This is a genomic window from Johannesbaptistia floridana (genome assembly GCF_057440575.1).
The window spans coordinates 1-23167 of record NZ_JALKVM010000097.1; the positions used below are offsets into that span (position 1 = coordinate 1).

19 protein-coding genes are annotated in these 23167 nt (G+C 37.0%); 12 read left to right on the forward strand and 7 right to left on the reverse strand.

The features are described from left to right. Positions 1-270 precede the first annotated feature (270 nt). Positions 271-534 carry a peroxide stress protein YaaA gene (gene yaaA / locus MW688_RS06925; RefSeq protein ID WP_486735225.1) on the forward strand — a complete coding sequence of 88 codons (264 nt, stop codon included), beginning with the start codon at positions 271-273 and terminating at the stop codon, positions 532-534. Positions 535-555: 21 nt separating this feature from the next. Here the strand turns inward: yaaA and MW688_RS06930 are convergent, their stop codons facing one another. From MW688_RS06930 to lysA, 4 genes are read right to left on the reverse strand one after another with little or no spacing between them, the layout of a single operon-like run. After that, entirely contained in the window at positions 556-1134 is a 579-nt protein-coding gene (locus tag MW688_RS06930; RefSeq protein WP_486735209.1) for a Uma2 family endonuclease, read from the reverse strand. A 34-nt stretch (positions 1135-1168) separates the two neighbouring features. After that, positions 1169-1927 carry a polyprenyl diphosphate synthase gene (gene uppS, locus MW688_RS06935; protein WP_486735210.1) on the reverse strand — a complete coding sequence of 253 codons (759 nt, stop codon included), beginning with the start codon at positions 1925-1927 and terminating at the stop codon, positions 1169-1171. Further along, positions 1924-2922 (reverse strand): diadenylate cyclase CdaA, encoded by a 999-nt coding sequence (gene cdaA / locus MW688_RS06940; protein ID WP_486735211.1) that lies wholly within the window; start codon positions 2920-2922, stop codon positions 1924-1926. Before cdaA ends, uppS begins: the two co-directional genes overlap by 4 nt. Before the next feature lie 47 nt (positions 2923-2969). Further along, positions 2970-4373: a diaminopimelate decarboxylase gene (gene lysA / locus MW688_RS06945; RefSeq protein ID WP_486735212.1), complete on the reverse strand. Its 1404-nt coding sequence runs from the start codon at positions 4371-4373 to the stop codon at positions 2970-2972. A gap of 84 nt (positions 4374-4457) precedes the next feature. Between lysA and rimI the strand changes: the two genes are divergently transcribed. The 9 genes from rimI to MW688_RS06990 all read left to right on the forward strand — a co-directional run bounded on the left by rimI (position 4458) and on the right by MW688_RS06990 (position 16925). Then, positions 4458-5009, forward strand: a complete 552-nt coding sequence (gene rimI, locus MW688_RS06950; protein ID WP_486735213.1) for a ribosomal protein S18-alanine N-acetyltransferase — start codon at positions 4458-4460, stop codon at positions 5007-5009. A gap of 105 nt (positions 5010-5114) precedes the next feature. Continuing rightward, positions 5115-7583, forward strand: coding sequence for an ATP-dependent Clp protease ATP-binding subunit (locus MW688_RS06955; RefSeq protein ID WP_486735226.1), 2469 nt, complete (start codon positions 5115-5117; stop codon positions 7581-7583). Between the two features lie 157 nt (positions 7584-7740). Beyond that, a complete protein-coding gene (locus MW688_RS06960; RefSeq protein ID WP_486735214.1) occupies positions 7741-8724 on the forward strand; it encodes a glutathione S-transferase family protein in 984 nt (327 codons plus the stop codon). Positions 8725-8777: 53 nt separating this feature from the next. Beyond that, positions 8778-9719 (forward strand): sulfotransferase domain-containing protein, encoded by a 942-nt coding sequence (locus MW688_RS06965; protein WP_486735215.1) that lies wholly within the window; start codon positions 8778-8780, stop codon positions 9717-9719. Between the two features lie 500 nt (positions 9720-10219). After that, positions 10220-12958, forward strand: a complete 2739-nt coding sequence (locus tag MW688_RS06970; RefSeq protein WP_486735216.1) for an FG-GAP-like repeat-containing protein — start codon at positions 10220-10222, stop codon at positions 12956-12958. 253 nt (positions 12959-13211) lie between these two features. Continuing rightward, positions 13212-14861: a protein kinase domain-containing protein gene (locus tag MW688_RS06975; protein ID WP_486735217.1), complete on the forward strand. Its 1650-nt coding sequence runs from the start codon at positions 13212-13214 to the stop codon at positions 14859-14861. 11 nt (positions 14862-14872) lie between these two features. Then, a complete protein-coding gene (locus MW688_RS06980) occupies positions 14873-16126 on the forward strand; it encodes a pentapeptide repeat-containing protein (RefSeq protein ID WP_486735218.1) in 1254 nt (417 codons plus the stop codon). Positions 16127-16162: 36 nt separating this feature from the next. Beyond that, on the forward strand, positions 16163-16525 hold the full coding sequence (locus tag MW688_RS06985) for a dienelactone hydrolase family protein (protein WP_486735228.1): 363 nt from the start codon (positions 16163-16165) through the stop codon (positions 16523-16525). A gap of 40 nt (positions 16526-16565) precedes the next feature. Beyond that, positions 16566-16925, forward strand: a complete 360-nt coding sequence (locus tag MW688_RS06990) for a Spx/MgsR family RNA polymerase-binding regulatory protein (RefSeq protein WP_486735219.1) — start codon at positions 16566-16568, stop codon at positions 16923-16925. A 515-nt stretch (positions 16926-17440) separates the two neighbouring features. Here the strand turns inward: MW688_RS06990 and MW688_RS06995 are convergent. The 3 genes from MW688_RS06995 to MW688_RS07005 are packed head-to-tail and all read right to left on the reverse strand — an operon-like array spanning position 17441 to position 20480. Then, positions 17441-18970 carry a CPBP family glutamic-type intramembrane protease gene (locus MW688_RS06995; protein WP_486735220.1) on the reverse strand — a complete coding sequence of 510 codons (1530 nt, stop codon included), beginning with the start codon at positions 18968-18970 and terminating at the stop codon, positions 17441-17443. Between the two features lie 42 nt (positions 18971-19012). After that, on the reverse strand, positions 19013-19753 hold the full coding sequence (locus tag MW688_RS07000) for a DUF3153 domain-containing protein (protein ID WP_486735221.1): 741 nt from the start codon (positions 19751-19753) through the stop codon (positions 19013-19015). 40 nt (positions 19754-19793) lie between these two features. Further along, entirely contained in the window at positions 19794-20480 is a 687-nt protein-coding gene (locus MW688_RS07005; protein ID WP_486735222.1) for a response regulator transcription factor, read from the reverse strand. A gap of 56 nt (positions 20481-20536) precedes the next feature. Here MW688_RS07005 and hisG point away from each other — a divergent pair, with 56 nt between their 5' ends. Together hisG and MW688_RS07015 are read left to right on the forward strand one after the other, a co-directional pair. Then, entirely contained in the window at positions 20537-21175 is a 639-nt protein-coding gene (gene hisG / locus MW688_RS07010) for an ATP phosphoribosyltransferase (RefSeq protein ID WP_486735223.1), read from the forward strand. Between the two features lie 33 nt (positions 21176-21208). Continuing rightward, entirely contained in the window at positions 21209-23032 is a 1824-nt protein-coding gene (locus MW688_RS07015; RefSeq protein ID WP_486735224.1) for an ABC transporter ATP-binding protein, read from the forward strand. The last annotated feature ends 135 nt before the right edge of the window (positions 23033-23167 follow it).

Genomic DNA, 23167 nt, shown 5'->3' on the forward strand with positions numbered 1-23167 from the left:
ATGAGCAAGTTTTAGCAGTAATGAGTAAATATTTTTCAACTGTATTTAGCCCCCTATTCAATCGACCAAGAAAGTGAGAATCCAGAAGAATTAGAAGTTGAATTAACCAGTGTTAATTTTCGATGTCCAATTTCTTTAGTTTATGAGAATGTAACTTTTCCCGAAGAAGCTGATCAGGTTATTTAGTTATGAGAATATTCAAACTATGTTGGCGATCGTCTGTAAAGATCGCGAGTTACTGGAAATGAAGCTTCATGACCTTCAAAATTAATTAATCTTGCATCAAAGGAATATTTCTCCGTCATTGATACTCAAAAGTTAGGTTTTCCTATAGTGACTATAACTTTTAAAGAAAAGCGATTGGAAAAACTAAAAGTTATTCCGATTCAAGCAAAACGTGCCAGAGGAATAATGGCTAACTGGATTGTTAAACATAAAATTGAGACTCCCGAAGATCTATTAAACTTTGCTCTTGATAATTATCAATATCAAGCAGATCACTCTTCTCAATCTGAGTATGTATTTATTCGATAATATTAACTAAAGGATAGTTAATTAATCCCAAATAATTTGCAAATCTAAAACAAACCCAGGCAAAACATTTTCTCCTACAAGACAAATCGGAGAATCTAGTAACTCTACATCTGTTTCTGGTCGATAAATTTCTACTCTCCGGTTTTTTCTATTAATCAACCAGCAAAGTTGAACTCCTTGTTCAACATATTCTTGGCACTTTTCCTGGATTTTTGACAAAGAATCACTAGGAGACATTAACTCCAGTACAAAATCAGGGGCAATTGGAGGAAACTTTTCTTTTTCTTCAGAAGTTAGTTCATCCCATCTTTCCTGTTTAATCCAAGCAAGATCCGGCGATCTATTAGCACCATTAGGTAACTTGAAACAAGTAGAAGAGTCAAATACTTCCCCTAATTTAGTTTGTTCGTTCCAGATAACTAAATAACTAATTAGTTTAGCATTGCGTTTTCCTGTTTCCCCACCAGTTGGAGACATAATGATAATTTCCCCTTTAGCATTACGTTCAAATTTAATATCTGGGTTTTTTCGACATAATTGATAAAATTGCTCGTCAGTAACTTGACAAATAGAAGAAAAATCTAGAGTAAAAAGAGTCATAAACAAAACAGAGTTATTTAAATATAGACACAACCTATTTCTCCTCGTTGACTTTACCGAAGCGTCGCTCTCTTTTTTGATAAGCGACTAACGCCTTATGAAATTCCACACGATCAAAATCTGGCCATAGAGTATCAGTTACATAAATTTCCGCATAAGCCATCTGCCAAAGTAAAAAATTACTAATACGCATTTCCCCACTAGTGCGAATTAATAAATCAGGATGAGAGAGTCCTGCTGTATACAAATGATTTTCCCATAACTCCTCGTTAATATCTTCTGGAGTGATTAACCCTGCCGCCACTTGGGAAGCGATCGCCCGACAAGCATGAATAATTTCCTGTCTTCCCCCATAATTAGTAGCCACAGTAAAGGCCACATCTTGATTTTCTTGAGTATCTTTCATCGAGCGCCTAATTTCTTCTTGTAGCGAATTTGGTAACATATCTAAATTACCCACAAAACGAATTCTGATATTTTCTTCACACATTTCTTTTAATTCCCGGCGCAAAACCCTTTCAAACAAAGTCATCAAAAACTTAACCTCTTCTTGAGGACGACCCCAATTTTCCGTAGAAAAAGCATAAACAGTTAAAGCAGGGATTCCCCAGTCCTTACAACAGCGTAGTAACTCTTTGAGGGTATCTACACCCTTTTGATGACCAACTATTCTGGGTTTTCCTTGACGTTTTGCCCAGCGACCATTGCCGTCCATAATGACTGCAATATGTTGAGGTAAACGGGCTTTATCAATATCTCCTGGTAAATCTTTGAGTATAGGCTTGACTGTCATTTTTTATCTTTTGAAGTTGATGAGGAAAATTTGAGCCAACGTTTTAGTTTAGAAACAATTTTTGTTATCGGCCTAGATCGATAGTTTACTCTACTTCCAGGAATATCTGCCGATTTATTTTTTAAAGATTTTGATAAATTTCCTTGAAGTTTTTGAGTAATTTTACTCAAAATGCCCCAAGTTTCCACTGGTTCCTTAGTAGCTTGAACTAGTTTCGCCTCTAATTGCTCTCTTAGATCAGTATTAGTTAAGCGATTGAGATTTCCTTTTTCAACTAAAGAAATCGAGCCAGTTTCTTCTGATACTACAATACACAAGGCATCTTCTACTTTTTCAGTGATCCCCATGGCTGCCCGATGGCGAGTTCCATACTGGGAAGGCGCCGTACGGCAGGACAACTTCATAATCAACACCCCGGCAGCAATAATCTTCCCATTTTTAATCAAAATCGCTCCATCGTGTAAGGGAGTCTTCTTTTGAAAAATAGTTTGAATCAACTCTTTAGAAACATTAGCATTTAGTCTTACTCCAGTACTACTGAGAAATTGAGGATTAATTGGGTTATTAGTTTCAATAATAATTAATGCCCCAATCCGATTTCGAGAAAGATCTTTAACCGCGTCTATCAGTTGATCAATAATGCTAGTAGTTTTTACAGATAGTTTGCGAGAACTGTAAAATAAAGACCTAATTTCTCCTCTGCCTAATTTTTCTAAAAACCGCCGTAACTCCAATTGGAAACTTATTGCTATAACAATAGTTCCCCCTAACACAAACTTTTCTAAGACAGCATTGACTAACATTAATCCCAGCCTTTTACTAATAAATGCTGCAATCATAATTACGATTAATCCTTGGATCATTCCACGTGTATGGCGATCGCCTATTACCACTAGCAATAATATGCAAATGAAAAAGGCTATGGCTAAATCGATTCCTTGATTTAGCCAGAAGTTAGAGAGAATATAAGTAGCAGAGGAAACCCATGCAGACATTTAACTTTCTAGTGATTGATTAGCTCTAGATACTGGCGATTCGCCATTTATATTTTTGGTAATAACCTAGCTGGAAGTTGATCTTGATGTAATAAATCTTGATAGTTTTCTCGGCGCAGTATTAAATTAGCTTCTCCTTGATTAACCAATACCGCCGCTGGACGGGGTAAACGGTTATAGTTAGAGGCCATACTGTAATTATAAGCCCCTGTTCCCATTACCACTAAAATATCTTTTGGTTTAGTTTCCGGTAAATTAGCTTTTTGAAGGAGAATATCTCCTGATTCACAGTGTTTTCCGGCAATAGTCACTGTTTCTGTAGCTGGAGCTGACATCTGATTAGCCAAACAACAGCGATATTCTGATTGGTAGGTAATTGGGCGAGGATTATCAGACATTCCACCATCTACAGAAATATATTTACGAATTCCGGGAACTGTTTTTTGACTACCAATTGTATAAGCTGTTACACAACTAGTTCCTATCAGAGATCTTCCCGGTTCAATAATTATTTTTGGTAGGGGGAGATTTTCTGCCTGACAAGCTTCGGTTATTCCTACACTAATTAGCTCAACCCATGCTTGAATACTTGGGGGATCATCTGTTTCTGTATAACGAATTCCTAACCCCCCTCCTAAATTTAACTCTTCTATTGCTAAACCATGGTTTTTAGCTTGTTTTTGCCAACTTACCATTAGTCTAGCCAAATCTTGATGAGGTTGACATTCAAAAATTTGTGAGCCTATGTGAGCGTGTAAACCCACACAATTTAAATGGGATACCTTCGCTACAAAAGCAAATAATTTTTCTAAATCATGGGGATCAAAACCAAATTTACTATCTAAATGTCCTGTTTGGATATATTCATGGGTATGACATTCTATTCCTGGGGTTAGCCTGAGCATAATTCTAATTGATTCCCCACTCCAGGCGGCTAATTGTTCTAATTCCCACCAGTTATCTACTACTATTGTACATTTATTATCTATTGCTAGTTTTAACTCCTCCCAAGATTTGTTATTCCCATGAAGATAAATTTTTCCCTCTGTTGACTTGCCCATTTCTCTTAAAGCTTGTAGGGTTGTGTATAGTTCTCCTCCAGAAACCACATCAAATCCTAGACCTTCGTCAGCTAATATACTACAAACACCTAAACAATTCCAAGCTTTAGAGGCATAAATTACTTGAGATGGTCCTGGAAAAAATTGTTTTAAAGCCCCGAGATATTCTTGACAAGCTTTTCTCAGGGACTGTTCATCTAAGATATACAAGGGTGAACCAAAACGTTCTACTAATTCGATCACATCACAACCACCTATTTCCAGGTGATCTTGCCTATTGACTTTTGCCGTCATTGGCAGTAAGTATTGATTAACGGAAGTTGGCTTTTTTGCCCCTGTTGTTAAATAATCAGCCCCTGAATTTAAAAATTTTGCTTCTGTTGATACCATTTTTAGTGTGAGTCGCTCTTTAGATTGAGTTGTTATTGTTAATACATATTTTAGTTTAAATTATTTATTGCTTAGATAGAAAAATTGGAACTGTATTTAGAATCACTGCAAACTAAACATTTACAACAAGTCGTTACTTTAGATCAAATCTGCCTAGGTGGACTCTGGAATTTAAGCGGCTATCAAAGAGAAATAGACAGTCCTAATAGTACTTCTTTAGTTTTGTCTTTACCATCAACAGACCAAATTATAGGTATTGGTTGTTTTTGGGCAATTTTGTCAGAAGCTCATATTACCCTTTTGGCAATTCATCCCGATTATCGTGGCCAAGGTTTAGGAGAATTATTACTGATTAATTTATTAAAGGAAGCCTATATAAATGAATTGCAGCGAGCTACTCTAGAAGTAAAAAATTCTAATCATATTGCTTTTTCTCTTTATCAAAAATTTGGATTTAAAATGGCTGGGACAAGAAAGGGATATTACCACAAAACTAATGAAGATGCCTTAATTTTGTGGTTAAGTGGGATAAATAAACCAGAATTTTCTCAAATGCTAGAAATTAAGATAGATAAATTGCAAAAACGCTTAATTGAGTATCAATGGAATATAGTAGATAGGGCAAAAAAATCTTAAAAGAAGACTAAATTAAAATGATTTGCTGTACTTAAAACAACATCTTGCTAGTGAGGCTATGCTAGAATCGGCTTACAAGGGAAACAGCAGGTGTCGAATAACATTATGTTTGAACGCTTCACAGAAAAAGCCATAAAAGTAATCATGTTAGCCCAGGAAGAGGCTCGTCGCCTGGGTCATAACTTCGTGGGCACAGAACAAATTCTTCTCGGATTAATCGGAGAAGGAACAGGCGTAGCAGCCAAAGTGCTCAAAAATTTAGGTGTAAATCTTAAAGATGCTCGCACTGAGGTAGAAAAAATAATCGGCAGAGGCTCAGGCTTCGTAGCCGTAGAAATACCATTTACCCCGAGAGCGAAAAGAGTCCTGGAACTGTCTTTAGAAGAGGCACGTCAATTAGGACATAATTATATTGGGACAGAACACTTATTGTTAGGTTTAATCCGCGAAGGAGAAGGCGTAGCAGCAAGAGTTCTAGAAAACTTGGGCGTAGATTTATCAAAAGTACGGACCCAAGTAATTAGAATGTTAGGGGAAACGGCAGAAGTAGCCGCCGGGTCTACCGCCCAAGGGAGAAACAAAACCCCAACCCTAGATGAATTCGGCTCGAATTTAACTCAACTAGCCAGTGAATCAAAATTAGATCCCGTGGTAGGGAGACAAAAAGAAATCGAGCGTGTTATTCAAATTCTCGGACGCAGAACCAAAAATAATCCCGTACTAATCGGAGAACCAGGTGTAGGAAAAACAGCGATCGCCGAAGGCTTAGCCCAACGGATCGCAAACAAAGATATACCAGATATCCTCGAAGAAAAACGGGTAGTAACTCTCGATATCGGGCTTTTAGTAGCAGGAACTAAATATCGAGGAGAATTTGAAGAACGTCTGAAAAAAATTATGGACGAAATTCGTCAAGCAGGAAACATTATTCTGGTAATAGACGAAGTACATACCCTGATAGGGGCAGGAGCAGCAGAAGGAGCAATCGATGCAGCTAATATCCTCAAACCAGCTCTAGCAAGGGGAGAATTACAGTGTATCGGAGCCACAACCCTAGATGAATATCGGAAACACATAGAACGGGATGCCGCCCTAGAAAGACGTTTCCAACCAGTAATGGTGGGAGAACCTAGTGTGGCCGAAACTATCGAAATTCTCTATGGACTGCGGGAACGCTATGAACAACACCATAAGTTGAAAATACTAGACGAAGCCCTAGAAGCAGCAGCTAAACTGTCAGATCGCTACATATCAGACCGCTATCTGCCAGATAAAGCCATAGATTTGATCGACGAAGCAGGCTCTAGAGTTCGTTTGATTAACTCACAGCTACCACCAGCAGCTAAAGAGTTAGACAAACAACTACGGGAAATTCTTAAAGAAAAAGATGAAGCAGTAAGATCCCAAGACTTCGATAAAGCAGGAGAGTTGCGCGATCGCGAAATGGAAATAAAAGCCCAAATAAGAGCGATCGCCAGTGCCAAAAAATCAGAAGATAACCCTGAAGGTCAAGTGGTAGACTCCGAAGAAATTGCTCACATCGTCGCCTCTTGGACAGGTGTACCAGTAAGCAAATTAACCGAGTCAGAATCAGAAAAACTGCTCCACATGGAAGATACCCTCCATGAACGTTTAATTGGTCAAGAAGACGCCGTTAAAGCTGTATCTAAAGCTATTCGACGCGCTAGAGTTGGTCTGAAAAACCCTAACCGTCCTATCGCTAGTTTTATCTTCTCAGGACCAACGGGAGTAGGTAAAACTGAATTGACTAAGTCTTTAGCTGCCTATTTCTTCGGCTCAGAAGAGGCGATGATTCGTCTGGATATGTCAGAATATATGGAACGTCATACCGTTTCCAAATTGATTGGTTCTCCTCCAGGATATGTGGGCTACAACGAAGGAGGACAACTAACTGAATCTGTCCGTCGTCGTCCCTACACAGTCGTACTATTTGACGAAATCGAAAAAGCTCACCCTGATGTCTTTAACCTGTTACTTCAAATCCTTGAAGATGGACGTCTAACTGATGCTAAAGGTCGCACTGTAGACTTTAAAAATACTCTACTAATTATGACCTCTAATATCGGTTCCAAGGTAATTGAAAAAGGAGGCGGTGGTCTCGGTTTTGAATTTGCTGAAGATAAAACAGAATCTCAGTACAATCGCATCCGTGCCCTAGTTAACGAGGAATTGAAAAATTACTTCCGTCCAGAATTCCTTAACCGGATTGACGAAATTATCGTCTTCCGTCAACTAAACAAACAGGAAGTCACCGAAATCGCCGAAATTCTTCTCAAAGATGTTTTTGCACGTCTCACCGAGAAGGATATTACCCTAGAAGTTACTGACAAGTTTAAAGACCGTCTCATCGAAGAAGGTTATAATCCTGCTTACGGAGCACGTCCTCTACGTCGCGCTATCATGCGTTTACTAGAAGATGCTCTCGCTGAGCAAATTCTCTCAGGTAACGTCAAAGAAGGTGATAAAGCCATTGTTGATATTGACGAAAATGGCCAAGTAGCCATTTCTAAAGCTGAACAAAAGAAATTACTGACAATTGATAGCGAAGGATAGTAAGTCAATTAAGCTATTAACTAATTAATTGTTCAGTTATTAAAATGATTTAGTAGAAACCCCGAGTTTTAAACTTCGGGGTTTTTATCTTTTGCCTATCTCCTGATCAAAATGTTATGCTGAATTCACTCAACTTAAATATTAACCAGTTTGTTTAATGTCTCGGTCAAATAAATCCCTCCCCGCTAAATACCAAATCAGGTTAGTTAAGTGGTTTTGGAACGCTCTTTGGCAACAAATGATGTCTAGATTAGCATCCACAAATAAATCTGGAGAATATATTCGTCCAGAAAGCCAGTTTAGAAATACCATTAATAATCAGCCCAATCATACCTATCAAAGCGCTACTCAACGCTATCATCTCTATGTAGGATTGAGTTGCCCTTGGGCACATCGTACTTTAGTAGTCCGCGCCCTCAAAGGATTAGAAACCATAATTCCTGTTTCTCTAGTTATTCCTGATAGCAACAGTGGTATTTGGGTGATGGAAAAACCCAGGGAAAATTGTTATACATTACCAGAATTATATAAATTATCCCAATCAAAGTACCAAGGTCGTTGTACTGTCCCGGTGTTATGGGATACTCAAACTAAAACCATTGTCAACAATGAAAGCGCAGAAATTGTTAAGATACTCAATTGTGCTTTTAATCAATGGGCAAGTAATCCTGAATTAAACCTTTATCCAGACTCCCTCCAAGCATCTATAGAAGAACTTAATCAAAAAATATACAATACAGTCAATAATGGTGTTTATCGCTGTGGTTTTGCTCAAACTCAAGAGGCTTATACTCAAGCAGTAACGGCCTTGTTTCATACCCTAGATATGTTAGAAGAGTCCTTGAAACAAACAAATTACCTTTTTGGTCAACAGATAACCTTGGCTGATGTACATCTTTTTACCACCCTTTTTCGCTTTGATACAGTTTACTATAGTTTATTTCAATGTAACTTCAAAAGAATCACTGACTATCCTCAGTTAAGTCGCTATTTGCGTCAAATTTATAAATTACCTGGTATTGCTAATACTTGTAACTTAGAACAAATAAAACAAGATTACTACGGAAATTTATTTCCTCTTAATCCAGGCGGCATAATCCCTGTAGGCCCTGATATTAAAACTATTTTATGTTTAAATTAAGTAAATAGGCGTTACTATTTATAAAACACTTTTTTAGTTAGCAATTTATACTAATGAATGATTCTAACCTATTAATTCATATCGGATATCCCAAAACTGCTTCAACTTGGATCCAATCAGATGTATTTTTAGATAAAAATACTGGTTTTTCAGTTCCCTGGCCTCATCAAGATGGTCTTTGTGAGAAAGCTACTGATTTATTTATCACAAACCCTAATTTTTCTCATACAGAAGTCCAAAACTTTTTTATGCCAGGCATAAATAATGCTCTAAAAAACGGTCTTTTTCCGGTGTTATCTAATGAGTTTTTAAGCGGTTGTTTTTTTTATACCCCCAAAAACTATCATCTTTTTTTCCCTCAAGAAATAGCAGAAAGACTTAAGTTAACTTTTCCAAATGCTAAAGTGTTGATAATGATTAGAGAACAAAAGTCTATGCTGTTGTCAGCTTATAAACAAATGTTAATTATGAGACACACATTAGGAATTGAAGAATTTATTAATGTGGGGGATAAGGATATCGTAACACATCCTTCTATTGGTAACTTGTCAAATCTCAAGTTTGATATTTTAATAGAAAAATATCAATCTCTATTTGGTAAAGATCAGGTATTGGTTTTACCCTTAGAAAAATTAAAAAAAGATGAGCATATCTTCTGGCAAACTTTATATAAGTTTCTAGATTTACCAGTTAAAAAAATCAATGCAACTAGTAATAAAAATGTGGGGTTAGAGGGAAGTAGACTTGTACTTTTAAGAGAATTAAATAAATTAACTTTGAGAAATAAACCAGAATCAGTACCCAAAAAGATATTAAAAATAAATCATAAAACAGCTAAAATATTAAATATTTTTATACCTCAAAAATTTAGTAAATCAATTGAAAGAAATTGGAAAGAATTCATTGATACTACTGTAGGTGATTATTACCAAGAAAGCAATAAACGAACTAGTATGTTAACGAATAATAATTTAGTTGATTTAGGATATGATTAAATTTTATTTTCTCGGGTTTATAAATAGATATATAGCTGTCCGAGGGAGGTTTCCTCCAAGGCTTGTAAGCCGCGTTATTCATATCTTCCACCAGAACTTATGTACTAATTTTTAAGGAAAAATGTCCTTTATGGTTAATTCTCTATAATCTTTGTCTCCTAGGGGTTTAACATAAATTCTTTTACTCATTACTTCCTCACTCATTACTCATTACTCAACCCCCACCAGTAACTTTGGGTAAAGATGCTTTGGTCTGAGGTTAAGTTCCCTGTTCAGAAGTTCCCTAAAAACGATAACTTATGGGTCCTAATAGACATGTCTATTGCTATATTATTTGTATTTAACTATCAACTTAATATATTAATTTTTGAAAAAAAATGATTATTGCCTGTAAGGAAATACACCGAAAAAATAACTAAGTTTAAAAATGGTTAAGTAATTATTAAATAATTAAAATACATGTTATTTTTAAATAAATGTAAATTAAGGAAAAAAGAAATATGAAAGTTAGGCAATTTAGAGACATAATAAATAACTCAGGTATTTTTTATGACCGTAGCAGGTCTGAAAGCTTAGCCTATAGTACCGCTTGGGTTGATTATAATCAAGACGGTTGGTCAGATTTAATCGTCAGTACACATTGGTGGCAGAACCCTAAAAATGAACTCAAAATATATATTAACCAGCAAGATGGAACTTTTGTTGACATAGCACCTTCGGTAAAAACTGATTACTTTCAAATTAACGTCGATACTCATGGGATGAGTTGGGCTGATTTTGATAATGATGGAGATAAAGATGTTTTTGTAGCATCAGGTGGTCCAACGGAAAGTGTTTTCTACGAAAACATAGACGGACAACTAGTAGAAAGAGCACAACAGTATGGAGTTGCTGGTTTCCTAGGCAAAGAAAAATATGATGATCATGATCATGGTCGTCGTCCAAAACCACAAGAAAGAGGTAGAGGTGCTTTTTGGTATGATTGGGACAATGATGGTCGTTTAGATTTATTGCAAAATAATTTAATACTCCAGTTAGGACGGATTATACAAGAGGCAGTTAATGAAGAAGATAAACAAAGAAGAATACATTTTCTTAACCAAGGATTAGACCAAACATCTTTATATCTTCAAAGAAATAATCGTTTCCAATTCGTCAAAGATTTTGGTAACCAAAGAATTTATTCTTGGGTTAATGGGGTTTCAGATTTATATGGAAATAATTTGGATGATTTTGTTTTTATAGAAAATAGTACGAATCTTCAAATTTATGAAAAGCAATCAAATCAAAAATTAGAGCCTATCTTAGGAGTTCCAGGAGATGGTCGGGAAAGCATAACAAGTTTTGATTTAGAAGACTATAATGGTGACACATTTATTGATATTTTAGTTCTACGGAAAAATACCAGAGATAGTCAACCAATGACTCCGGTTCTATTAATGTATGAACCTGAAACAAATTCTTATGTAGATAAAACTCAAGAATCTGGTTTAAATCAACCTATTTTTGCTGCTGATGTTGTCTCTGAAGATTTTGATAACGATGGTGATAGAGATTTGTATATAACCACATCAGGTAAAGTCGGTCTAACTAGTAGGCTTTGGGAAAATGATGGAAATGCTGGGTTCACTGAAGTTTCTCAAGCAGGAGGTGCAAAGGTAGTAACAAAAGGAAGCAATACTGGCACTTTACTAGATTCTCATCCAATCATTGCCACCGCAGATTTAAATAATGATGGTTTTATTGATATATTCACGAGTAATATAGTAGTCACTAGACCTGATATTGATGAACAAGTAGGTTATCACCTCTTTCTAAATAGACGTAATAAAAATAATTGGCTACAGATTGATTTACAAGGGACCCAATCAAATCGTGATGGAGTGGGAGCTAGAGTTTATGTAACAACTGATAATGGAAAAACTCAGATACAAGAAAACTTTGGTGGAATGCACGGTTATGGTCAGAATCACTCAAGGTTACATTTCGGATTGAATACAGAACAAAAGGCAGATATTACAGTACAGTGGCCTTCAGGTATTGAACAACAAGTCTTAAATGTAAAAGCCAATCAAGTTATCGAGATTATCGAAAGCCGAACATCCCCAGATCCTCCTAACGTAAATAATCGAATCATAGGAACTTCTGGTGATGATACTCTAACGGGAAATAGTTTTAACAATTATATTAATGGATTAGCAGGAAAAGACCGCCTTGTAGGAAAAGAGGGAGACGATACTCTAATCGGGGGTTCAGCACAGGATCGACTAGAAGGCGGAGATGATAATGACTCGCTAAGAGGGGACCAAGGCCATGATCGCCTCTTTGGACAAGCAGGAAATGATACTCTAGAAGGCGGCACTGATAACGATTTTCTTCGCGGTGGCAATAATGACGACTTACTAAGAGGTGACCAAGGTAATGATCGCCTCTTGGGAGAGGCAGGAAATGATACACTAGAAGGCGGCACTGATAACGATGTCCTTGACGGTGGCAATAATGACGACTTACTTAGAGGGGACCAAGGGGATGATATCCTCTTTGGACAAACAGGCAACGATACGATAGAAGGCGGCACTGATAACGATGTCCTTGACGGTGGCAATAATGACGACTTACTTAGAGGGGATGAAGGTAATGATCGCCTCTTTGGAGAGGCAGGAAACGATACTCTAGAAGGAGGTGAAGGCGATGACCAACTAGCAGGTGATGGCGGCAATGACCTCCTCATTGGTAACGAAGGTAATGATCGCCTCGTGGGAGAAGGAGGAGACGATAGGATAGAAGGCGATGAAGGCGATGACCTAATAGTAGGTGGAGGCGGCAATGACCTCCTGATTGGTAACCAGGGTAATGACTCTATTATAGGTAGTAAAGGGATAGATACTCTTGTTGGTGGAGAAGGAGAAGATACTTTGATTGGTTTAGAAGGTGATGATATTTTCCTCTTCAATAGCCCTCAAGAAGCACAAGATATCATCAAAGGATTTTCAAATCAGGATTTAATATTCGTTTCTAGGGAAAATTTTAGCTCTAGATTGCCTTTGGGCACTCTATCATCTGACAATTTAGTTATTGGCACCACGGCAACAGAAAATAAACCTCAATTCTTGTATGATGAACAACAACAACAGCTTTTCTTTGACCCTAATGGTACCAATGCAGGCAATGTATTTTTAATCCTTCAGTTTCAAGGTTCGGCAAAAGCTTTTACTCATCAAAGCATCCAAGTAGTTTAAAGAATAAAAACAGCAAAATTATTTTCAATCGTTTTAGACTAGATGAGGCAACCGTTATTTATTTAGCAGGAAAATAATAATTTCCTGCTATTTTTGTTACCCTAAGAAAAATAACTGTTTACATAAACTTATAGCTTGATAAATCTTTGAATCCACTTAAAGAGCATAGCTAGATACTTGAGATTGTCAACAACTAAGCGGTTGTGGAGAAATCCGATAAAGTTAGTTAAAATTATAGGATTGCGAAGTATATATGAAAGAAACCGTTAAACTTAATAATCGTTATCGCATACTCCAAACTATAGGCAGAGGTGGTTTTGGAGAAACACTTTTAGCGATAGATACTCATATGCCTTCTGAACGTAAATGTGTAATAAAACAACTAAAACCAGCAATTCAACCGCCTCAACCTTGGCTTAAAGATCGTTTTCAACGAGAAGCGGCAATTTTAGAAGAATTGGGAGAAAACAATTCCCAAATTCCTCGTTTATATGCTTATTTTACTGAAGCAGGTAACTTTTATCTGGTTCAAGAATGGATACAAGGAGTAAATCTACAAGAAAAAGAAGAAAAAGAAGGAAAATTCTCAGAAGAAACAGTAAAAGATATCATAACTAAACTTTTACCAGTTTTGGCCTATACACATAACCATAAAATTATTCACCGCGATATTAAACCAGAAAATATTCTCCTACGCCACAGCGATCGCCAACCAGTATTAATAGATTTTGGCGCAGTTAAAGAAGCAATTATTACCCAAGCTCCACACAGTAACTCGGTATCCTTAGCGATTGGAACCCCAGGATATATGCCCTCGGAACAGGCCGCAGGACGTCCAGTATACTCCAGCGACCTCTATAGTCTAGGATTAACCGCAGTTTACCTTCTGACTGGTTGTCATCCACAAGATTTAGAAACAGATAGTAAGACAGGAGAAATACTTTGGCGAAAACAGGCACCAGAACTACACTCTAACTTAGCCTCAGTAATAGATAGAGCAATACGCTTTCATCCGCGCGATCGCTTTGCTACCGCAGAAGAAATGTTAGCCGCCCTGACACCAACATCAATAAATAATCATCAAACAGCAGTGTTAACACCAAAAACTACTGAAGAGAATAAATCAACACCCCTTAGCGGTCCTACCGTAGCCATTGATTACCCCACAGTAGAAAATACCTCTGCTCCTCTTAAATTACTCTTACCTCTATTTCTAGGTGGGGGAATTATTATCCTAGGAATTCTAGCTCTAACGGCTAATTTATTAGCTCCTAAAAATCAAGTCCCTGAAGTCCTAGAAACCGTAAAACCTGAGCCACCAGTAGTTGAACCAAAAGACCCTATTACTCTACCAAATATCAGTTTAGAGCCCCATCTAGGAGAAAATATTGAACCCTACGCTACTAGTAAACCGATTCCTGAATCTGAAACAAATTCCCCAGAAGTTGAAACAACTCCTGAGATTACCCCGGAATCTCCCCCTCAACCCAATCAAATAGTTATGGGGATACCTGATTTGACCATTGGAGCGAAACAAAGTCAAATTTTTGAAGCTATAGGAAAACCTGATATCCAAAAAAATGGACGTAGACCTAATACCAAAGTTTGGAGTTATCAAGACTTAGCCACAGGAGTAAACGTTAGATATACATTCGACACAACTACAGAAGAAATGCGCCAAACTCAGGCTGTATTTGCAGAAGATAGCAGTTTAGAAGTCATGGAAACAACCATGAAGCAATTACTAGGAGGCAAAATTCCCTCAGGTTTTGAAACTAGCTTAAAAGAAGTTTATGAAAATAAAATTGATTTACGCTCCTTTGAGTTAAACAACACAGAAGTCATGATTAGCCGCACTTGGGGAAAAATTAATATAATTATATCGGCATCTGATTTCTACTAAACAAGTTGAATATGAATATAAAACCAGAAGCTGACACACAAGCTAATCATCAAAACTCACACTCTTCTCCTAAAAAACCAAGCAAGAAAACTAATTTTAAAAAAGAATCTTGGGAACTATCAAAACTATCTGGACATATTTGGAGTAAACGTAATCTTCAATATCCCTCAGGTTCCCCCATAGCTTTACTGATTCTCGGCTTAAGCTTGATGGGTATTGGTATTTTTTTAAAATTAACTTGGATAGGGTTATCAGGTGCAATCTTCTCTGTTTTACTCTCTTTGCGGATTCTTTTACCAGCAGTAAAAGCTTGGTTATTAGTATATTTAACCCCTAATGAACGTAAAAGTATTTTAGGTACAACTGGTCTGATTTTAGCAATACTCGGCTTATTTAAATATATTGGAGTTTATAAGATAATAGGAGGCTGGTTAAATCAAATTAAGTGGGATGAATTCGGTTCCTGGGCAGATTGGTTTGGGGCCTTAGGACAGATTTTAATCGCGGTGTTAGCCGTATACGTAGCATGGCAACAGTACGTAATCTCTAGAGATTTAACAATACAGCAAAATCGAATTACCCAACAACAAACCATCGACGCCTATTTTCAAGGAGTCTCAGAATTAGCCCTCAATGAAGAAGGATTACTGGAAGATTGGCCTCAAGAAAGGGCGATCGCCGAAGGACGTACCTCCGCTATACTCAGTAGTGTCGATTCTAGTGGAAAAGCTAAAGTGTTGCGTTTTCTCTCCCAATCTCGCTTGGTAACTCCTTTAAGAAGAGATAGCCGATTAGGAAGACCAATGTTAGATGGACTAGGTAACTACGCAGAAGATAGGGCTTATGGAATTAGAGTTATCTTTTTAGGAGTAATGCTTGCTGGTACTGATTTATCCGGACAAGATTTACGATGGACAGATTTGAGTGAGGCTAATATGGTCCGTGCGGATCTCAGTAATGCTGATTTAGTGAAAGCTAATTTAAGTCGCACCATACTCTATGAAGCCGACCTTAGTGGTGCTGATTTAAAAAACACACGTTTGTTTTATGGTTCTGTGGACACAGCAAGTCCTCGAAGTCGTAAATATCATCCTAACTATCAAACGGGAGAGTATACAGGTACAGTGGTAGAAAAGGCTGACTTAACTAATGTAGTTAATTTGAATAAAGAACAAAGGTACTATTTATGTGCCTGGGGAGGAGAATATACCCGCCGAACTATTCCTGGTGGTTGTGGAGATATACCTAACCTCTTAGATGGATGATTAATTTTTATCCCTTTTTGAAGGAAAATCGGTGCGATCGGTTTTTGTATCGGTGGACATTTAGCTTGTCGCGCTGCTTTAAGTGATCTTGTTTTAGCTACTGTTTGTGTTTATCCTACCGGAATTCACAATGGTAAATTAGGTAGAGAAACTGCTGATACTCTCCCAAGACTTAGAGAAATCAAAGGCAAGATTTTATTTATTTTTGGTACTCTTGATCCTCATATTCCTCAAGAAGGACGTCAAGTAATTGTTTCAGCTTTACAAGAACATAAAATAAATTACCAGATTGAGGAATATGAAGCTAGTCATACTTTTATGCGTGATGATGGCTATCGTTTTGATCCTGTGGCAACCGACGCCGCTTGGTCAAAAATTACTCAATTTTTTGATTTCTAAAATATGTTTTCTATTAACTAGACTTTCAGAAAAATTAAAAATGATCATTCAAATCTATGGAATTCCCAACTGTGGAACTTGTAAAAAAGCCTGTAGTTGGTTTGAGAAAGAAAATATAGTATACGAGTTTATCAATTACAAGGAAAATGTACCTTCAATAAATATATTACAAAGTTGGTCTGAACAACTAGGCACTAAAGCTATGCGCAACACATCAGGTAACTCTTACCGCGAACTAAAAGCAGTCAGAGATAGTTACACTGATGCTGATTGGATTAAAGCTTTTGCTGCTGATCCAATGTTGATTAAACGCCCTATTATTGTAAAAAACGGTCTAGCTATTTGTGCTGGATTTAGAATTAAAGAAGCAGAGTTAAAAGAAAAATTAGCTATCTTATAGATTGGGTTGCCAAACAAAAAAGATAAGTTTGCTCACAGTAACATTAGGTAAAGATGCAAGATCTGAGTTTGTAGTAGGGCTTTAGCCCAATAAATTTTTAGATTTTGGCAAGGTTTACTCCCCTCCCCACACTTCCCACACTTCCGCGAGAGAAAACCTGCTCAAAATTGCCAGCCTTTACCAGTTAATGGTTTGGGGTCACAAATAACTTGTGAAGTGGCGGAGAGCGCCTCCCAATAACTCAAGATTATTGACCACAAAACAGCCTCTCTTGGCGCTCTCCGCTTTCGCTGGCAATTTTGAGTAAGTTTATTGCACCCCCATCTCTTACTCAGTAAGGATTTGAAAGTGTGGAAGCTGACGGAGTGAAAAAGTAGCTAAAAATCTTGTGGAGATTGGAGTTGAGATATCGCGCACTCCCTCCTAGGCGATATCTTTTCGCGATCGCACTTAAAAATGGAAATATCTAAACACAAATAAACCGAATTGAACTGTAGATGTAGTTTAACAAATAATCAACTACTCAAAATAAACAAACTAAACAAAGTCCCACTATTCCACAGACTATGGAGTAAAATACTACTCAAGAGATTTTGAGAGCGATTATAAACAAAACCGAGAATCATTCCCAGCATAGTTAAAGGTAACACTTCCGAAAGACTTAAATGAGCAGTACTAAAAATTAAACTACTCACAACAATCGCTCCCCAGGCAGGGAAATAACGGGTAAGAGAAGCCAGTAAAAAGCCCCGAAAGATAATCTCTTCAAATATCGGGGCGGCTATTGCCGCTGTAGCCAAAAATATCAACAAAGCTAATTTATTCTGTGACTCTAATACTAACAAAATCAAAGGATTACTACCACCCTGTCCTTGCCACAGTTGCTGATTAAGTATAGAAACCAGTAAAACTAGGGGAAAAGCCACAAAATAACCCCCTAATCCCCAAACTATCCAATTATCTCGCCATTTAATGCTAAACCAATTTTCTGGCAAAGGTCGAAAGGAGCGAATAGATAAATACAATACTAATAAACTAGATCCTGCTATCCCCAAATAAGTCACTAGTACATATAAAGCACGACCAGGTATACTCAAATCATTAGGATTTACCCCTACAAAACTAATCACCAAAGGCAAGATAAACTGACTGATGAAGAAAAACCCCACAATTAAAACTTGCCAGACAATTTCCCCATCCCAAGGCACAGACCAAATATAACCAGAATTAGGACTTAATAAAGCTTCTTTCCCTTGGGAATTCCAGCGTATTAACAGTATAATCAGGATAATAATCCCAGTAATTATGCCTAAAAAAGGAGTAATCCCGATCAAAGACAGTTTAATTACTGCTTTTAGAGCCTTTTCTTGCTGTTGTTGTTCCAGTATACTTAAAGCTGCTTGATTATTTTCTTGTTGATATAGTTGTTGCAGGGCGATATCACGAAACCAACCATCTAAATTTGACTTAATAATAGTTTCGGCATTAGGTAGAATAGAAGAGGGTTGCTGCCATAAACCGATTAAAACTTGGGCCGTTTTGGCCATATTAGACTGATTGTCTATTTCTAAAGACTTCTCCCAATTACTTAAACCTGCTTCTAATTCTCCTTGTTTTATATTCAGCAATCCTATTTTTAATTTTATTTTATTTTTTAACTCTTCTAATTTATTTATTCCTCTAATTATTTGTTCCTGTTGTTTTAAACTAGTTTCTAAACTATTAGTTACTTGTTCCTGTTGTTTTAAACTAGTTTCTAAACTATTTTGTTGTTGAGTTAGTAATTGTAAATTAGTTTGGGTTTCTTCTAAAGCTTGTTCATATTGTTTTTGTACATTTGCATAAACATCTTCACCAATTAAAGATTCAGGAGTTTTAAAAGGTGCATCTTCCATTTCGTATGCGGAAGCTTGTAAAATGATTTCACTTTGGTATAACTGTAAACGACTTTGTGCTTGGGGTTGGTTAAAACTACTTGCTAGGGAAAATAATAAATTCATCACTACCAGAATAGTGACTATAATTAAAAAAATACGTTTAATCATGGGAAGATGTTAATTAAATTGAACTGTATGGTTAATTTTTGCCTATGCTGTTTCTATAGTCCAAGGCAAGCGCTTATATTTAAAATAAAAGCCAATAATTACAATGATAGCTATGATAACTGACCCAATTCCTAGACTACTTGGTACCCAAAAAACTATTTCTATTTCATTAACTTCCCCTGGTTTTAGATGCCAAACGAGTTGTTTACTATTTTCAGTTGCTTCAGGTTTTAAATAAGTCATTTTCTTGACGCTTTTTGCCCCTAGAGGACTATTTAAACTAAAATCTAAATTGACTAAAGAACCAGAACTTACAATTAAATCTCCTTCATTAGAAAATACTCCTAAAGAAGTTAAATCAACTATTAAGTGTAACTTTTCTCTTTGGAAGAGTAACAGATTGCTTTCTTGTAAAGATATTTCTGGATTTAATTGGAGTAAACCTATAGCATCCACAGTAGGAGTCTCAAACTTAGGTGTAAAAAACTGATTAAATTTACTAATTAAGTCTTGACCATTATAGAAGGGAATAACTACTTTGATTTCTCTTTCGGATATTCTTTGAGTTTTGCCTTGGAGTTGTTTAACTCTTGATTCTACACTATCTAGTAATTCATCGGCTTGGAATTGACTTAAAGTAGTTAGTTGTTTTCCCATGGTGATTTTTTGGACGATTTGGCCTTGATGCTGTGTATCAAATTTAATTCCTACATCGTAGTCTACACAACCACCGAGGAAAAATAGTAAGATAGCCGCTAAAATTAAGCCAATTTTTTTTCTCATAGTCCGCTTCCCTTGTGAATCAAAGACCATAGTCATCATATCATGTCTTCAGTAAGCTAAGTCGATAACCTTTTCCATAGACAGTGTGAATTAGTTGATTTTCTCCTTGGCCTTCGATTTTACGCCGGAGGAGGCGTATCAAGGCTGCTAGGACATTACTACTAGGTTTTTCAGATTCCGGCCACAGATAGTCATAAATTTGTTCATGAGTGAGAATTTGCTCTGGATGTTGTAGAAAATAAGTGAGTAGCTTAACTTCTTTTTCCGAAAGTTGAATTACTCTATTTCCCCGATAGGCTAATTGGTTATCTTTATCTAACTCTAAATCAGCAAATTTTAGCTGTTTAATCTCAGGCATAGCTTTAAATTGCCATCGCCTTAGTAATGCCCTTACCCTTGCTAATAATTCTGGGAGTTCAAAAGGCTTTAGAATATAATCATCAGCACCAGCATCTAAACCAGTAACGCGATCGCCCAAAGTATCTTTAGCGGTTAATAATAAGATTGGGGTAAGTTTTTTTCCTTTTCTAACTGCTTTAGTAATTTCCACCCCGGAATAATGGGGTAACATCCAATCGAGAATCAATAACTCATAATCTTTACTCAAAGCCAAATTCATACCAGTTTGCCCCTCTGAGGCCACTTCTATTTGATAACCCTGTTTACTAAGAATTTGACTCAACGGATTAGTTAATTCCGGTTCGTCGTCTACCAAAAGAATACGCATATTTTGTGTCCTCTTTCGATTTATTATAGTAAAAATCAACGAAAAAATAACTTTTTATGCTTACTATAGCTTTACCAAAAGGTTCTCTCCTATCTGATACTATTAAACTTTGGCAAGAAGTTGGTCTTGATTTTAGCGCTTTTTTAGATGAGAGTAACCGCCAACTGCAAATTACTGACCCTAGCAACAGGGCGATCGCTCTTCTAGTCCGTGCTCAAGATGTTCCCGTCTACGTAGAATATGGTCAAGCTCAACTAGGTGTGGTTGGCGATGATGTGTTGAGGGAAAAAAACCCCCGGGTAGCAAAATTACTCGATTTAGGTTATGGTTATTGTAGAATGTCTGTTGCTGTGCCTAAATCTAGTTCCTATCGTCGTGCGGTAGAATTACCCCCCCATGGTCGCGTAGCTTCTAAATATGTTAACTGTGCCCAAGAATATTTTTATCAACTGGATTTACCCGTAGAAATTATACCCCTATATGGTTCTGTAGAATTAGGTCCCATTACCGGAATGTCTGAGGCGATTGTAGACTTAGTGTCCACAGGACGTACCCTCAAGGAAAATGGTCTCATAGAAACCGACGTCCTTTACGAAAGTACAGCAAGATTAATTGCTCATCCCATTAGTTACCGACTCAATCAAGATGATTTAGCCGATTGGGTAGAAAAATTAAGATATGTTAAGTTGAATTAAGGAAGCATAAAAAAAATAAACTAGAATAATTATATGAGTGCCTTCTCCCAGAGAAAAAACCCACAAGGTGAGAACGACTGGGGATTAGTATTAAAACTAGTTCCCTACGTGCGAGATCATCGTTCAACATTTATTGTATCCATTATACTATTAATCCCCATGGCCTTAGCGGGGGCAGTCCAGCCCTTAATTGTGGGGCAAGCAGTCTCATTGCTTAGAGGTGAAGAAACCTGGAAATGGCTAGGAGACAAAGACCTTAGCCAAGGTATAAATCTATTAATAATTTGTTTATTAATCACCATCATAGTTAAGCTAATTTTAAGCGCCTTCCAAGGCTATTTAGTCCAGAGAATTGGACAGGAAATAACTGCATCTATACGCGACGACTTATTTATACACGTTACCTCCCTTGGTACCAGCTTTTTTGATAGAACTCCCGTAGGACGTTTAGTAACTCGACTAACTAGTGATGTAGAAGCCTTGGGAGATGTATTTGCCAGTGGTGCAATAGGTATAGTGAGCGATTTTATTTATATTTTGGTAATTACAGTAACTATCTTTGCTTTAGAGTGGAGATTAGCCTCAATATTGGTGTTGATGTTGATTCCGATAACAGCACTAATTATTTACTTCCAAAAACAATATCGTCAAGCCAATTATGCCGCTAGAGAAGAACTATCTAAACTCAACTCCATGTTGCAGGAAAATGTGGTAGGAATCAACATTGTACAATTATTTCGCCGAGAAAAATACAACGGGGAAATGTTTCGTGCCATTAATAATCGCTACCAAGAACAAATTAATAAGACTATTTTTAGCGATTCAGCGGTGTCAGCAACTCTAGAATGGGTGTCTTTAGCAGCAATCGCTGCCGTCTTGTGTTTAGGAGGCTTTTTTATTCTCCAAGACCAACTAAATTTCGGATTACTATCAGCCTTCATACTCTATTCCCAGCGATTTTTCCAACCCCTGAGACAATTTGCGGAAAAATTTACCATGTTTCAAGCGGGCTTTACTGCTATAGAGAGAATTACCGAATTAAAAAACGAACCAGTAGAAATCAAAGACTTACCCAGTCAACACCTGAAAACCTTACCTAAGGTTGACTCTACCATTACTAAAGCTGGAGAGATAAAATTCTGTAACGTCTGGTTTGGCTATAAACCTGATGAATACGTGCTCAAAAATCTCAACTTTACCATTAAACCTGGAGAAAAAATTGCTTTAGTTGGTCCTACAGGTGCCGGAAAAAGCTCAATAATTCGCCTACTTTGTCGTTTATACGAACCAACCAAAGGTAATATCTATTTAGATGGTGTAGATATTAATGAGTTATCCCAAGAAGAATTAAGGCGCTACGTAGGAGTAATTCTCCAAGAAAGCTTTATTTTTGCAGGAGATGTCCAGAGTAATATTGCCTTAGGAGAAGATTTTGACCAACAAGCCATTGAAGCGGCGGCAAAATTAACCAACATCGACCAATTCATCTCACAATTACCACAAGGGTATCATACCCAATTACGAGAACGGGGCGCCAATCTTTCCGCAGGACAAAAACAACTATTAGCCTTTGCGAGGGTAGCAATTCGGGATCCCCGAGTATTAGTCTTAGATGAAGCAACCTCCAGCTTAGATGTAGTCACAGAAAGACAAGTGCAAGAGGCACTAGATAAAATTTTAGTTAATCGCACCGCCATTATTATCGCCCACAGACTATCAACAATTCGTAATGTAGATAGAATTTTCGTGCTGAAAAAAGGTGAAATAATTCAATCCGGTAACCATTCCAGCCTGCTTGCCCAAGGTGGTTTATACGCCAGTCTCTATGAATTACAAATGTTAGGTCTTAAAAGTTAACCAAAAATTGTTATGCTATACCAGAAACAAATATACTGAGTAACACTATTATCCAGTTGAATAAATCACCAGACAATCCCGTCAACATCCCACCACTATAATCGGAGTACCGATGATAGTGGGGGCTTGCAAAAG